Origin of the sequence: Mycobacterium malmoense (genome assembly GCF_019645855.1) — a bacterium.
GTDB classification, from domain to species: Bacteria; Actinomycetota; Actinomycetes; order Mycobacteriales; family Mycobacteriaceae; genus Mycobacterium; species Mycobacterium malmoense.
On the sequence record NZ_CP080999.1, the window covers coordinates 4,441,615 to 4,455,724 of the forward strand.

10 protein-coding genes and 1 pseudogene are annotated in these 14,110 nt (G+C 64.5%); 4 read left to right on the top strand and 7 right to left on the bottom strand.

Annotation, left to right across the window (positions count from 1 at the left end; all coding sequences use genetic code 11):
• Positions 1–84: 84 nt before the first annotated feature.
• Both K3U93_RS20400 and K3U93_RS20405 read left to right on the top strand, forming a co-directional pair.
• A complete protein-coding gene (locus K3U93_RS20400; protein ID WP_139797161.1) occupies positions 85–807 on the top strand; it encodes a hypothetical protein in 723 nt (240 codons plus the stop codon).
• On the top strand, positions 800–1,579 hold the full coding sequence (locus tag K3U93_RS20405) for a nucleotidyl transferase AbiEii/AbiGii toxin family protein (protein ID WP_083011956.1): 780 nt from the start codon (positions 800–802) through the stop codon (positions 1,577–1,579). Before K3U93_RS20400 ends, K3U93_RS20405 begins: the two co-directional genes overlap by 8 nt.
• A gap of 21 nt (positions 1,580–1,600) precedes the next feature.
• Here the strand turns inward: K3U93_RS20405 and K3U93_RS20410 are convergent.
• The 3 genes and pseudogenes from K3U93_RS20410 to K3U93_RS20420 form a co-directional block, all read right to left on the bottom strand.
• Positions 1,601–1,829, bottom strand: a pseudogene (locus K3U93_RS20410) (SAM-dependent methyltransferase); the annotation flags it as partial.
• 343 nt (positions 1,830–2,172) lie between these two features.
• Positions 2,173–3,114, bottom strand: coding sequence for a class I SAM-dependent methyltransferase (locus K3U93_RS20415; RefSeq protein ID WP_083011953.1), 942 nt, complete (start codon positions 3,112–3,114; stop codon positions 2,173–2,175).
• 2 nt (positions 3,115–3,116) lie between these two features.
• Positions 3,117–4,058, bottom strand: a complete 942-nt coding sequence (locus tag K3U93_RS20420; protein WP_083012006.1) for a class I SAM-dependent methyltransferase — start codon at positions 4,056–4,058, stop codon at positions 3,117–3,119.
• Between the two features lie 157 nt (positions 4,059–4,215).
• Between K3U93_RS20420 and K3U93_RS20425 the strand changes: the two genes are divergently transcribed.
• Positions 4,216–6,591 (top strand): lysylphosphatidylglycerol synthase transmembrane domain-containing protein, encoded by a 2,376-nt coding sequence (locus tag K3U93_RS20425; protein WP_071509139.1) that lies wholly within the window; start codon positions 4,216–4,218, stop codon positions 6,589–6,591.
• Here K3U93_RS20425 and K3U93_RS20430 read toward each other — a convergent pair.
• The 4 genes from K3U93_RS20430 to K3U93_RS20445 all read right to left on the bottom strand — a co-directional run bounded on the left by K3U93_RS20430 (position 6,588) and on the right by K3U93_RS20445 (position 13,274).
• Positions 6,588–9,227: a GH92 family glycosyl hydrolase gene (locus tag K3U93_RS20430; RefSeq protein WP_083011951.1), complete on the bottom strand. Its 2,640-nt coding sequence runs from the start codon at positions 9,225–9,227 to the stop codon at positions 6,588–6,590. The two genes, K3U93_RS20425 and K3U93_RS20430, sit on opposite strands and share 4 nt — an antisense overlap.
• Before the next feature lie 298 nt (positions 9,228–9,525).
• Positions 9,526–10,527, bottom strand: a complete 1,002-nt coding sequence (locus K3U93_RS20435) for an AAA family ATPase (protein WP_083012004.1) — start codon at positions 10,525–10,527, stop codon at positions 9,526–9,528.
• Positions 10,528–10,763: 236 nt separating this feature from the next.
• Complete coding sequence (locus K3U93_RS20440) at positions 10,764–11,939, bottom strand: hypothetical protein (protein ID WP_083011948.1); 1,176 nt, start codon at positions 11,937–11,939, stop codon at positions 10,764–10,766.
• Positions 11,940–12,101: 162 nt separating this feature from the next.
• A complete protein-coding gene (locus K3U93_RS20445) occupies positions 12,102–13,274 on the bottom strand; it encodes a PGRS repeat-containing protein (protein WP_176220052.1) in 1,173 nt (390 codons plus the stop codon).
• 388 nt (positions 13,275–13,662) lie between these two features.
• Between K3U93_RS20445 and K3U93_RS20450 the strand changes: the two genes are divergently transcribed.
• Entirely contained in the window at positions 13,663–13,899 is a 237-nt protein-coding gene (locus K3U93_RS20450; protein WP_139797159.1) for a hypothetical protein, read from the top strand.
• The last annotated feature ends 211 nt before the right edge of the window (positions 13,900–14,110 follow it).

Sequence of the window (14,110 nt, forward strand, 5' to 3'; positions counted from 1 at the left end):
GGCGGCAGCCAGTCGCCGCCGGATCGGCTGCAGTGTTGCAGAAAAAGCATCGCCGTCATCGAGCGCACGACCGACCCTACTTATATGCCTGCGCGTCCCCGCGTGTTGACAGACAACTTCGTGATTGCGAATATGTCTGTTATGGAATTCGTTGCGGCGATGGATGCCGCACGACGGCTCGGCGTGACGACGCGGCAGGTGCAATACCTCGTGGCACGTGGCGACCTATGCCCTGTGGCGCGCGGCTTGATCGACCGCACTTCGCTGGATCGGTTTATCGCCATCCGGCAAGGGGCTCGGCACCGCGCCTGGTCGGAAGGCACCGCGTGGGCTGCTGTGGCGATGCTGTCAGATTTGCCCGCGCCTTGGCTTGGCCCCACGCAACGCTCGAGGCTGAGGGGCGCGATCCGGCAGTTGACCGGGACCGAACTGGTCGGCCGCACTCGCGGACGCGCCCGGGTGCACCGATATCGAGGCCATTCGCGGGCGGCTGAACGACTACGACATGAAGTGGTCGATACCTCCGGCTCGGCCACCACGCTTGGGTTGGTCGAGGCGCCGGACCGGGTAGACGGTTATGTCCCCGCCCACGAGCTCACCGAGATCGTCACCCGCCACGCTCTCATCGAGGATGTCGACGGTCAATACACTTTGCGGGCGACCGAAATGGACCTGGCGACGGTGCGTGCTCTCGCTGACGACGCACCGGTGCTCTCAGCGCTCGACCTCGCCGAATCACTTGACATCCGGGAGAGTCAGACCGGCCTGAATTTCCTCGACCACAGGCTGCAGCGGCTCAATGCGTGAACGGACCACGATTGACGTCGTCGCAGCGCCGGGTGGCTGGCCAAAACCATGGCCGAACGTCGCTGAACTCACCGAGCACCTACACAGCGATCGATGGTCGCTCGTCGGGGGCCTCATGGTCCAGCTGCACGCCGTACATCGTGGCGTCGGAATCATCCGCCCTACCAACGACGTCGACATCATGTTGCACGTCGAGACCTCCCGAGGCGTGCCGGCCGCGGCCGCGACCGCGCTCGAATCCCTCGGATACCGCCTAACAACTCCGGTCGATCCACGAAATGAATTCGCGCATCGATTCATCCGCGGTGACACCCGCGTTGACGTAGTGGCCAGTGCCGCAGACACAGTTGACGTGCTCCTCGCCGACCACGCCGCGCCACGGGTAGTGGAGAAATTACGAGGACGCACAATGGTGAAGGTAGAAGGCGGAACCCAAGCGTTGCGTCGCACCATCAACGCTCGCCTGCAAATTGGCACGGGCCAGACAACCACCATCAGCGTTCCCGACGCGTTCGGCGCGCTAGTTCTCAAAGTCGCTGCCTACCAAACCGACACCCGCGACCGAGGCCGGCATCTGTACGACGCCGCCGTCTTGCTGTGCTGCATCGAAGACCCGTACGTCGAAAGAGAGCGATTCGCGGGATCTGATAGAAAAAGACTGAGGTTACTTGCAAACTCTCTTTCGGCGGATCATCCTGCATGGCAACGTATCCCGCCCGGGATCCGTGCTGAAGGCCAAGCCGCACTGCGGCTGCTTTCAACGCCAGCGTGACAATCGAGGGGCTATGCCTCGCTACGCCCGCTGCGCGGCCACAACAAGTTCCCCGGCACGGCGTCCTCGACCTCTTTGGCAGCGCGGCGGCCATAGCCGGCCATCAGCTCGGATGACGGCGTCACCGTCACGTCCCAGCCGTGGCGACGAAACCAGTCGCCGACGTCTTCGCGCTCCTCGAAGTACCACAGCTCGTCGGTCTCCTGGGAATCTCACGCTGCGGGTCCAATTCGGCCGGCACGGCGGCGAGCCAAAGTCGGGCGTCAATCCCCGTGTGTCACATCGGTCACTGGCTGGGCCGGCATACGACAATGTGCCCACCTCCGCGCGACAGCCACCATGTTTGTCGCTCGGAAGTGGGCAGAAGAGTATGTGCCCGCCACGCCGAGACGCACGTGACATATGTGACCACCACGAGGTGTCCGACGTGGCCGCCCTGCCTTGCGGGCCACGATATAGCAGCGACGGTTGCTGCGGTTTAATTCCTCTGAATGAGGTGGCACACCAGCCTATTTCGCGGCCCGTACCCTGGTCAGCGATGCTCAGCGCCAAGATTGGATCATGCCGAGCGACTCGGAAAACTTGCGGTCTCGCTACGCCCGCTGTGCGGCCACGAACAAGTTCCCCGGCACGGCGTCCTCCACCTCTTTGGCGGCGCCGCGGCCATAGCCGGCCATCAGCTCGAGTGACGGCGTCACCGTCACGCCCCAGCCGTGCCGGCGGAACCAGTCGCCGACGTCTTCGCGCTCCTCGAAATACCACAGCTCGTCGGTCCTGGGAACCTCTCGGTCCGGGTCCAGGTCGGCCATCAACGCACGAATCCGCTCCATCCGCTCGCGACGCCTGGCGCGAAACTCGGGGTCGAGAAACTTTGGTCCCAGCGCCTCCACGGCAACCCGGCTGCCGGCGATGGTGAGACCCTGAACACGCTCGAACAGCAAATCTTGGGCCGCAGCCGGCAGATACGGCATCAGCCCTTCGGCCGACCAGACGCTGGGCGCCGAGGCGTCAAAACCCGCCCGCCGCAACGCCGTTGGCCAGTCCTGGCGCAGGTCTACCGGGACGGCGACCCGATTGCAGGCGGGCTGCGCCCCGTGCTCGGCCAACGTCGACGATTTGAACTCCAGCACCCTGGGTTGGTCGAGCTCGTAGACGGTGACGCCGTCGGGCCAGGGCAGCCGCCACGCCCGCGAGTCCAGGCCCGCCGCCAGGATCACCGCCTGGCGAATGCCCGCGCCGGTCGCGTCGAGGAAGAACTGGTCGAAAAACGCTGTGCGCGAAGCCATATAGCCGACCATCGCCTTCATCTGCAGCGCCACCTCGGGTTCGGCCTCGAGTAACTCGGGGGCCAGCGTCGAAGCCGAATACCAGTTCCACACTCCGTCGCCGGCGGCGTCAAGGAAGACCTGCGCGAACGGGTCACTGATCAAAGGATTTTCGCTTCGGGTCTCCGCCGCCCGGGCCGACGCCACCCCCAGCGCCGTCGCCCCCACACTCTCGGTGATCTCCCAGCTGTCGTTGTCGGTTCTGGCCACGCTCAGTTCCTCTCGGCTGCCACGAACAAGGTCTGGGGGGCGGCGTCGTCGATGCCCTGCGGGGGCCTGCGGTCGTAGCTGGCCATCAACTCCTCCGCCGGGGTCACCGCCACGTCCCAACCATGGCGTCGCAACCAGTCGCCGACGTCTTCCCGCTCCTCGAAATACCACAGGTCTTGGACATCGGGGATGTCGCGTTGCGGCTCCAGTTTGGCCATCAGGTCGCGCACCCGCTGCATCGTCTCGCGCTGCTTGGCGCGGGCGGCCTCGTCGAGAAAGTCGGGACCGGGCGCCTCCACGGCGATCCGGCTACCGGAGGCGCTCAGCGCTTGGACGCGCTCGAAGAGCAGGTCCTGGGCGGCCGCCGGCAAGAACGGCAACAGCCCCTCGGCCGACCAGGCGCTGCGCGCCGAGGCGTCAAAACCGGCCTGCCGCAACGCCGCCGGCCAGTCGTGGCGCAGGTCGACCGGAACGTGCACCAGGTTGCACGTCGGCCGCGCGCCGGCTTCCCGCAACGTCGAGGACTTGAACTCCAGCACCCGCGGCTGGTCGAGCTCGTAGACCGTGGTGCCATCGGGCCAGGGCAGCCGCCACGCCCGCGAGTCCAAACCCGCCGCCAGGATCACCACCTGATGTGCGCCCGCGCGGGCCGCGTCGAGGAAGAACCGGTCGAAAAACGACGTCCTCGCGGCCATGTAGTCGACCATTCCCTGCATCCGCGGCTTCAGGTCGGGTTCGGCCTCGGCGATCTCGGCGGGCAGGTCGGGCGCGGCGAACCAATTCCACATGCCATCGCCGGCCGCGTCGAGAAACACCCGCGCAAAAGGATCGCTGATTAGTGGGTTTTCGCTCTCGGTCTCCGCCGCTCGGGCCGCAGCGACGCCCAGCGCCGTCGCACCCACGCTCTCGGTGATCTCCCACGTGTCGTTGTCGGTTCTGGCCACCCTCATGTCCTCCATTCGCTAGCACGTCTAGGTACCGACCCTACGCGCGCCGCATGTGAAGAAGCTGTCCTGGAATCAGGTATCCGGTTAACTTGTCGGCGAACCAGCAAGCAGAATTAGCCAGCGGTGCCGGGCCGATCCGAAGGATCGTAAGAACATGCGAGTTGACGGGCGCGACATCAGCGTTTCGGGTAGCTTGCTGCAACCGCTAACCCGGCGGACCAACGACATCATCCGGCTCGTGCTGGCGGCGGTTGTCCTCGCGGCGGTGATCACCAGCTCCCTGATCACCCGGCCCCGGTGGGTCGCGCTGGAGAAGTCCGTCTCCGAGATCGTCGGGGTCTTGTCCCCCACGCAATCCGACGTGGTGTACCTGGTCTACGGATTCGCGATCCTGGCGTTGCCGTTCATGATCCTGATCGGCCTGATCGTCGCCCGGCAATGGAAACTGCTGGGCGCCTACGCGGCCGCCGCCCTCGTCGCGGTCCTGCCGTTGTCGATCAGCAGCAACCGCATCGCGGCACCCCGATGGCACTTCGACGTCTCCGACCGGCTCTCCACGCTGCCGGCCCAGTTTCTCGACGACCCGCGGTGGATCGCGATGCTGGCCGCGGTGCTCACCGTGTCCGGCCCCTGGCTGCCCGCGCGCTGGCGGCACTGGTGGTGGGCGCTGCTGCTGGCCTTCGTGCCGATCCACCTCGTCATCAGCGCCATCGTCCCGGCGCGCTCGCTGGTGGGGCTGGCGGTTGGCTGGTTCGTCGGCGCGTTGGTGGTCCTGGTCGTCGGGACTCCCGCCCTGGAAGTGCCGCTGGACGGCGCGGTTCGCGCGCTGGCCAAACGCGGATTCGTGGTGACCGCGCTTCGGGTGGTGCGACCCGCCGGGCCCGGGCCGCTCGTTCTTGCGGCCACGGCCTCGGATCCCGATGCCGAGGGTCTGATCGAGTTGTATGGTCCACACCAGCGCAGCGGCGGCGCGCTGCTTCAGCTCTGGCGGAAGCTGCGGCTGCGGGACAGCGAGACCGCACCCCTGGTGGCGTCGATGCGCCGGGCCGTCGAGCACCGCGCGTTGATGGCCATCGCGATCGGCGACGTGGGCGTCGCCAACACGTCGACGATCGCCGTCGCCACCCTCGATCGGGGCTGGATGTTGTACTCGCACAACCCCGTTCGGGGAATTCCGCTCGGCGAATGCGCAAAGACGACACCGGTTGCCCGCGCCTGGGAATCGCTGCGAATCCTCAACGACCACCAGATCTCGCACGGCGACCTGCGCGGCGCCGAGATCACGGTCGACGACGGCACCGTGCTGTTCGGCGGATTCGGCAGCGCCGAATACGGCGCCACCGACACCCAACTCCAATCTGACATCGCTCAGCTCCTGGTGACGACGTCGGCGCTGTATGACGCGAAGTCCGCCGTGGGCGCGGCGATCGACGTATTCGGCAAGGACACCGTTTTGACCGCATCGCGCCGGCTCACGAAATCCGCTGTGCCAAAACGAATCCGACAATCCATGGCCGACGCTAGCGCCGTCATCTCCGCCGCGCGCGGGGAGGTGAAGCGGCAAACGGGTGCCGATCAGATCAAAACCGAAACGATCACCCGGTTCACCCGCAGCCAGGTCATTCGACTGGTCCTGCTCGTCGCGCTGGTCTATGTCGCGTATCCGTTCATCAGCACGGTGCCGACGTTCTTTTCCGAGTTGAGGACCGCGAACTGGTGGTGGGCGCTGCTGGGCTTGCTGGTGTCCGCGCTGACGTATCTCGGCGCGGCGGCCGCGTTGTGGGCCTGCACCGACGGGACGGTAAACTTCTGGAAACTGTCAATCGCGCAGGTGGCCAACACTTTTGCCGCTACCACCACCCCGGCCGGCGTCGGCGGGCTGGCGCTTAGCACCCGGTTCCTGCAAAAGAGCGGCCTGTCCGCGGTGCGGGCCACCGCGGCGGTGGCGCTGCAGCAGGCGGTGCAGGTGATCGCCCACCTGGTGTTGCTGGTCTTGTTCAGCACCGTCGCGGGCGTGTCCATGGACCTCTCGCATTTCGTGCCGAACGCCACGGTGCTGTACCTGATCGCGGGTGTGGCGCTGGGCATCGTCGGCGCATTCCTGTTGGTGCCCAGGCTGCGGCGCTGGTTGGCGACGGCGGTGCGCCCGAGGCTGCAGGAGGTCACCGACGACCTCATCGCGCTTGTCCGCGAACCGAAACGCTTGGCGCTGATCGTACTCGGTTGCGCCGGAACGACTCTCGGCGCGGCGTTGGCACTGTGGGCCAGTGTCGAGGCGTTCGGCGGCGGCGCGACGTTCGTGACCTGCACCGTGGTGACGATGGTCGGCGGAACGCTCGCCTCCGCCGCGCCGACGCCCGGCGGTGTCGGCGCCGTCGAAGCGGCGCTGATCGGTGGTCTCGCCGCCTTCGGCGTGCCCGCGGCCATCGGTGTTCCGTCGGTCCTGCTGTATCGGGTGCTCACCTGCTGGCTACCCGTATTCATCGGCTGGCCGGTGATGCGGTGGCTAACCGAGAACGACATGGTCTAACCCGTCTCGGCCTGGGCGTCTACCAGGACGATCGACCGGCGGACGCTCTGGCCAACCGTGGTGGTGAGAAGGACCAGGTAGTACTCGTCGGGCACCGGCTTCGCCACGGCGATCGCGACGTCGATGGCGGCCGACCCGTCGGAGCCGAACCCCCCGGACACGGGTGGCGCCGTAATCCCATCATCGGAGGACGTGGCGGTGATGGTGTAACCCCCGGCGCCGTCGACCATCCGTTGCGCGTCGAGTCTCACGGTGCCGGTGTGTCCCGGCGCGATCGTGATGGTGGGTTGGGAAACGTTGACGGTCACCGCCGAACCGCCCACCCCGAACGACGGCGGCGCGGAGGATTCTGCTGTGCCCCAGGTCTTGTTGGGGTAGGCGGCGAGCGAGAACGTGACGTCGCCGCCGGTCTGGATGATGTCCTCGGGAAGCGACGTGTGGTCGGTGGGCCGGCCGTCGATGCTCAGGCCGCTGATGTACTTCAGGTGATACGGTCCCGACGCACCCGGGGCGGAGATCCGAATGGATTTGCCTGCCGGAAGCGCGATTACGACGCGATCAAACAGCGGTGCGCTCACGGTGAGGATCGGCGTGCCCGGGGCGCTCGGGTAGAGGCCGAGGGCGGCCCACACGTACCAGCTCGCCATCGCCCCGAGATCGTCGTTGCCCGGCTCGCCGTCGGGCGTCGGACCGAATAGACCGCGCACCCGGTCGACCGTGAGCTGGGTCTTCCATGGTTGACCGATGTAGTTGTACAGCCACGGCACCCCGAAGCCCGGCTCGTTACCGGCCCAGAGGTACGGCTCGTTGGGGCCCACGTTGAGCTTTTTCGTGAACCGGTCGAGCCGGCCGGCCACCGCCGCGCGCCCGCCGAGAGCGGTCACCAGTCCGGCGACGTTGTGCGGCGTCCACCAGACGTACTGCTCGGCGTTGCCCTCGTCGAACCCGTCCTGGCCGAAACCCGAAGCGGATTCGACGAACCCGGGCCCGTCGGCGAAGAATCCCAGCGCGCCGCGGGGCGAGACGTAACGGGTGCTGGGATTGAACAGGTTTTGCCAGTACTGCGCGCGGTTCTGGAATTCGGCGGCGGTCGCGGTGTCGCCAAGTGATTCGGCGAATCGGGAAATGGCAAAGTCGTCGACCGACCATTCGAGCGTGATCGAGGCGTCGACGATCTTGTCATCGGCGCGGAACTCCAAGGTGTGCGGCGCGTAGCCCAGCCCCAGGTAGGTGGCGATGCCCGGCCGCTCGACGTAACCATTAAGCCCGACACCGCCTTTGGTCGCCCCGTCGATCATGTAGCGCAGGGCCGTCTTCAGGTCGAAATCCTTGGCGCCGTACGTGTAAAGGTTCACGATGAGCGGTACCACGCTGTCGCCGCTCATCTCGCCGGTCGCCGAATTCGCAAGGGCCCAGCGCGGATACGATCCGCTCTGCTCCGCGTCGTTGACGAGCGACTGGACCATGTCGCTGGCTTGCTTCGGGAACAGCAGTCCCTGTAGGGCCGCCAAGCTGCGGTAGGTGTCCCAGTCGGAGAAGTTGGCGTATTGGGTGCGCCCCTTGGCGACGGCGTGGATGACGCCGTCGAATCCGATGTAGCGCCCGTCCGCGTCGTTAAAGGTGTTGGGGTGCAGCAGGGACCGGTACAGGGAGGTGTAGAAGGTTTCCAGATTGTCGGCGTTGCGGCCCGCCACCGTGATGCAGGACAGCGTGGCGTTCCATTGGGATACCGCGGCGGCGCGGACGTCGTCGAAGCTCGCCGCGCCCTCCGCCTCGAGGTTTGCCCGCGCCCCGTCGATACCGACGTAGGAGATCGCGGTCCGCACCTCGACCACCGAGCCGGCCGGGAACGTTACGTAGCCCCCGCTGTAGGGCGAAGCCGCGCCGCGGGCGCCGGGGTAGACGGAATAGCCGTCCCAGGCGCCGTAGGAGGCGAACGGCTGGCTGAACTTCATGGCGAAATACACCGTGTAGGTGTTGTTCTTGCCGCAGAACCCGCCGCTGGTCGCCCACCCGGTGATCGTGGTGTTGTCCTCGCCAATCTGGATGGTCGCGCGGGAGTTGCCCGCCAGCGACGCGCCCGAGCGCACGTGGAACAGGGCCGGCCGGCCGTTGTGTGGATAGCTGAACCGGCCGACGCCGGCGCGGGTGGTGGCGGTGAGCTCCGCGGTCACTCCGGTGTCGGGGAACCGCACCGTGTAATAGCCTGGCGCGCCCTGCTCGGTGTCGTCGTGGGCGATCGTTTCCCAGGCGTTCCATGGCTGCGTGCCGATTCCGGTGGTGGTCGGCAGCATCGAGATGTCGCCGAACGCGGCACAGCCCACCGAGGCGTGGGTCATGCTGAACCCGGTGGAGCGGGGGTTGCCGTAGTTGTAGCCGGCGTAGTTGCCGACGGTGTCCGGCGAGTACTGCACCATTCCGAATGGCACCGCGGCGCCGGGGAAGTTGTTGATCTCCCCCACCGTCGCACCGCCCGTCCCGGTGCCGATGAGCGTGTCGACGTGGTCGACGGGGGTGGTGACGAGCTGCGGCTCACCGTCGTAGGCGATCGGCGGGGCCGCCGCGATGAAGGCCACGAAGACGACTACGAGCGCGATGACCGCGACAAACCCGACGAGGACCCTTCGTGACCGCATAGCTGTCTCTTACTGCATCGTCGCCCCTTCGTGTGGTATTTCGAGAGGGATTTTCTGACAGCGATGGTCGGTCCTGTGGACGACGGGGCGAGACGGTGTCGTAACCTTCCCGGCCGACTTCGGCCGAAATCCGCAACCGGATCGCCGAAAAGTATTGAGTTAAAACAGATTTCAATTTGGCATCGGCGTTATGGGGGTTGCCGATCAACAACCCGATGTTGGTCGCCAGCCCAAATCGACAACAATCGGCCCCCGCCGCCAGATAACTCGCGGGGGTAGGCGTCGACGGTACGCCGATTCAGGTTGTCACGGCTGGGTGTGATGCGGTGATCGCGCGTTTCATGTCGGTGGTGCTGACGTGCAGGACGCAGGGGTCGGCGCACACCAGTTGCTCGAGATCGCGGCGATTGGGCGCTAGTCGGTGCAGTTTGCGGAGCCGTGCGCGCTGGCAGGTGCGGATCACGTCGTGTGCGTAGTGGGCGTTGCCGGCGACGTCGAGCAGCGTGCCACTGCCATACGGAATCGAGCACAGTCGGGTTGCCTCAGCGCGCAACAGCTCCCACACTGTGTCCTCGACGTGGAGGTTCTCCTTACCGGCTAAGCGACGCCCAATAGCGACCACTTCCTCAGGGGTATAGCTGGTGAAGGTCATGGTGGTGTGGAATTGACCGGCCAGCCCGACATGGGCTGTCAAGAAGTCCTGCATCGGGCCGGGGTAGCCGGCGACGATGACCACGAGTTCGTCGTGGTAGGCCGTCATGCATGCTTGCAAGGTGGTGATCGCGTCCACACCCAAAAAGTGGTCGTCGGTGTCTGGGACCAGCCGGTAGGCCTCATCGATAAACAGCACCCCGCCGCGTGCCTGGTCGCACACGTCTTTCATCCTGGCCGCGCTGCGCAACAGATCACCCACCGCGACGATGTCGTGGGCGGCGACCTCGGTGACACCTGGGCGCGTGGTCGTACCCACCCCGAACAACACCTCACCCACCACCCGGGCGAACGTCCTTTTCCCTGTACCCGGCGCACCCAAGAACACCATATGGTTTTCCGTACAGGACGTCACCGCGGCGCCATACTCGAGACGACGTTGGCCGATCTCAAGTGCGGTGCGCCACAACGCGAATCGTTCTTTAGCCTCGACCAAACCGATCAATTCATCAATACGTTCCTGCGCCCAATCAAAAACCTCCTGACACTCCCAGGCCAGCCCGGCGTCAGCGCCCGCGCGTGTGTCGCAACCACCCAACGCCTGAGCGGCGGCTTCCTCCTCACCCAATTCGCGACTGTGGACAGACATCGAGACCACACCCAAATTCAGGCCACGCTGCGTGCGGTAATACACACTGGCAGTGAGGAATTAGCGCCACAACACCACGCCAGCGCCGCCGACCCAATCCGCATCATCGAAATACCTCCAACACCCGGCCGTCTGCCGGCGGCACCGATCGGGCCGCCGGCAGACACCACACCGATAACGAAGGGAGCCAATTACCATTACCCGTCACCTGCAGTGACGGCAGGCCTTACCGAGACTCACAGCGCCGAGAGGATGTGCAGCGCCATCATTGAAAGGTCGACTGGCAGCGTTGTCGCCAACGATCCCGCAAGATTCGCACCCAACGACGAACCCAACGACCCCGCAACATCGGCCGCCAACGACGGACCAAGCGACGCAGCGATATTGGTCACCATCGCCGGATCAAACGCCTTGAACAGATCGGCCGAGTCGAAAGCCGCCGCGATGCTACTGGCTGCCGGCGAAATGGCAGCAGCCGCACCGCTAAAGCCACCCAAATAAGTTTGAATCGAGTTGACCAAGGTATCGAAGGTGGTCTGCGGGGTGGGGAAGCCCGTGGCCAGCACGTTCCCGAAATACCCCAACCCATACGAGAGACTGCCGCCACTCATGATGTCCTGGGCGTTGGGAGCGGCGATTTTGCCTGCCAGCCCTTGGGTGAGGTATATGGTGCTTTCGGCAATGCCGGCATTGTTGCTGAACAGGCCGCCATAGTACTGTCCGGGGGTTCGTGGCAGACCGTTGAGGAGCACGTTTGCCACTTCGCCGGGGACATCAATCGCGTTGATCACACCCCCCACTGGGTCTCCGGCGGTGAACGAGTTGTAGACATTTTGCAGGGCCTCACCGAGCACGCTCCCGAATTGTGAGGGCATGTAGATGACGAGAACTACCCCGTACTCCGTTATCGCGGTGGTCGTCAGGTAAGCAGTTGTGGTGGCGAAGTTCTGTGTGATGGGGTTAAGGATCTGCGGAATTGTTTCCATCGGCTGGCCGATCTGTTGGAGCGGCTCCTGAACCAGAGTCGACACCAGTTGCTCCGTCGCGCCCGCGATATTGCCGGACGCCGCATCACTGAACGCCGTTTGAAGACCCCCTGCCAAAGTGTCTGGACCAGTCCCGAGTAAGTAATTGACAGCGGCGTTTCCGGCCTCTTGGTACGGCTGCACATATTCCACTGCGTACTGCGCAAAGTTAGCGGCTACCTGCTGCGCCAGCGGGAAGGGATACTGCTGGAATTGCGAGCCGAGTTGCTGGAGGTTGTAGCCCAGCGTCTGGAACGTGTCGATCCAGGTTTGGATGGGGTTGGCGACGTAATCGGTCAGCCCCACCGCGCGTTGCTGGATGGTGGCCGTGCCGTGTTGGATATCGACTGCAAGATTGTTGGAGACCGCCGGTGCTAGGGCGATCATGCTGGCGCCTACCGCCGCAACACCCGCGGTGACGAGAGGCCGGAGGGCTGTTCGCTGTTGCATTTGTTGTAGTCCTTTGCTGTCTGTGATCTGGAAGTTCGTGGACTAGATGAAAGTGGCGGTCGGCGGTCATGAGAGACGGCCATTACGCCCAGTGAGGTATCAGTTGTTAGCCCCAGGTATGCCGGCTGCACCGATTTGGCCCAGGAGCCCGGCGAATCCGCCGGCACCGCCGGCACCGCCGTAGTAGCCGGGGTAACCGGGAGTGGCGGCACCGCCGTTCCCGCCGGCACCACCGTTGCCGGCCAGAATTCCGCCCAAACCACCGGCGCCACCGGCCTTGCCACTGTTGTAAGTATTTAAACCGGCGATGTTGTTGCCGGCGGAACCACCTACGCCTCCGTTGCCGACCAGCCAGGCACTGTTACCGCCGGCGCCAGCAATCCCGCCGTAGCCACCGGCGGGGTTGCTGGCGCCTCCGGCTCCACCAGCGCCACCGTTGCCGAACAAGAAACCAGCGGAGCCTCCGTGACCCCCAAATCCGCCGTGATAACCAGGGGCGGACATTCCGCCGACACCACCGGCGCCGCCGTTACCCATCAGGATGCCGCCGGGACCACCGATTCCACCAGCGAGATAGGCCCCGCTAGCGGCGTAGCCATTAAGGCCGGCGCCACCGGTCCCACCGTTGCCGATCAGCCCGGCGGAACCGCCGGTAAATCCGACCGGGTGAGCGGCGGTACCGGCCGCACCGGCCCCGCCGTTGCCGAATAAGAACCCGCCGTCTTGCAGGTTGCCGAAGAGCCCGGTTTGGCCAAGCAACGTGGTGTTAGGACCCTCGAAACCGTTGACGCCGTTGCCGATGAGGTCGCGCCCGAACAAATAGAGGAACGGCCCGTTGATCAACCCGTCCATTTGTTCACCGGCCGGGCTGGCGATCCAGTTTTGGCCGGCCGCGTAGACGGTGTTGTAGAAGGCGTCGAACGCGTTGTAAACGACGCTATTTAGCGCGGCACGAGGATCTAGGGCACTGGCGCTGACACCACTGATGTTGACGGCAGCGGCGCTGGCATTAAGGCTGTTGGTAATGCCTTCAAAGGCAGCAGTATGCATGCCATTGAAGGCAGCGGTGCTCGCATTGATGCTATTCGTAATGCCTTCGAGGGTGGCCGCGTGAATGCCTTCGAAGGCGGCGGTGCCGGCACTAAGGCCACCGAGAACACCATCGGCGCCCGCATTGATGCCCTCCAGGGCTGTGGTGCCCGCAGTAATGCCCTCGTTGGCAGCCGTGCTGACGGCCCCGATCACGGGTTGGACGATGGGATCGATAATCATGTCAAGCACCCCAGCCCGTGCCGGGGGCGCGGCGGCCATCGGGGCCATCGCGGCAGTCAGAAAAGCGCTGGCAGCCGTGCCCAAACCGACCACACGGCCACGGCTCGCCTTCAGTGACCGGCGATTCCGCCTGATTTTGTGCTGTTTACGCTTCATCTGAGCGCCTTCCTGTCATGACCGATGGAAACGATGTGCCCGAGCCGTACTTAAAGAAGTGCTGGCGACTTTCGATCTAGTTCACGTGCGTTTTGGATAACAACAGAAGTGAACATAACTAGGAATTATGTTGAGCGAATTTTGGCAACAAATCAGTAATTTAACTGTGGGGATATATGTTGTCAGCAAAGTCGCCCGAAATGCACAGAAAGCTATTACCTGAATTGGACGAATGGTGATGCGGGAAGGGTTTTCCTCGCGCGCCGACACCGGGCCGACACAGATCCGTTGGCCGAAGATCGAGGCACATTGTGTGATGGTCATGGTCGCGGTGCTTGCTGCAGTTGACCGCAGCACTTGGGCAATGGGCATGGCCGCGTCGGCGTCGGCAGCGAAGCACTATCTTTCTCAGCAAAAACAAGAGGGTTCTGTACGCCCTGACGAAAAATTTGCATTGTCGCGGCGATAGTTATCTTGAGCGTGGGGTGAATGCCGGGGGCAGTGTGCTACTGGATGGTATTTACATATTGAACTATCGCAGCAGTAGATGGGATTTGCTGTGATATGGGTGCGCGACGGGATTACCAGGAGTTTTTGAACTCCATGAAGATTGCGGAGCCGCATATTCCTGCGGTGATCGCTCAAAGCCCCTCGAAAGTGCCACGAGCACAAGTTCTTCC

Bases quoted from the DNA above. Each gene is read 5' to 3' on its own strand.
- K3U93_RS20400 (WP_139797161.1), top strand. From the start codon at position 85: ATGCCTGCGCGTCCCCGCGTGTTGACAGACAACTTCGTGATTGCGAAT.
- K3U93_RS20405 (WP_083011956.1), top strand. From the start codon at position 800: ATGCGTGAACGGACCACGATTGACGTCGTCGCAGCGCCGGGTGGCTGG.
- K3U93_RS20425 (WP_071509139.1), top strand. From the start codon at position 4,216: ATGCGAGTTGACGGGCGCGACATCAGCGTTTCGGGTAGCTTGCTGCAA.
- K3U93_RS20430 (WP_083011951.1), bottom strand. From the start codon at position 9,227: ATGCGGTCACGAAGGGTCCTCGTCGGGTTTGTCGCGGTCATCGCGCTC.
- K3U93_RS20435 (WP_083012004.1), bottom strand. From the start codon at position 10,527: ATGTCTGTCCACAGTCGCGAATTGGGTGAGGAGGAAGCCGCCGCTCAG.
- K3U93_RS20440 (WP_083011948.1), bottom strand. From the start codon at position 11,939: ATGATCGCCCTAGCACCGGCGGTCTCCAACAATCTTGCAGTCGATATC.
- K3U93_RS20445 (WP_176220052.1), bottom strand. From the start codon at position 13,274: ATGATTATCGATCCCATCGTCCAACCCGTGATCGGGGCCGTCAGCACG.
- K3U93_RS20450 (WP_139797159.1), top strand. From the start codon at position 13,663: ATGGTGATGCGGGAAGGGTTTTCCTCGCGCGCCGACACCGGGCCGACA.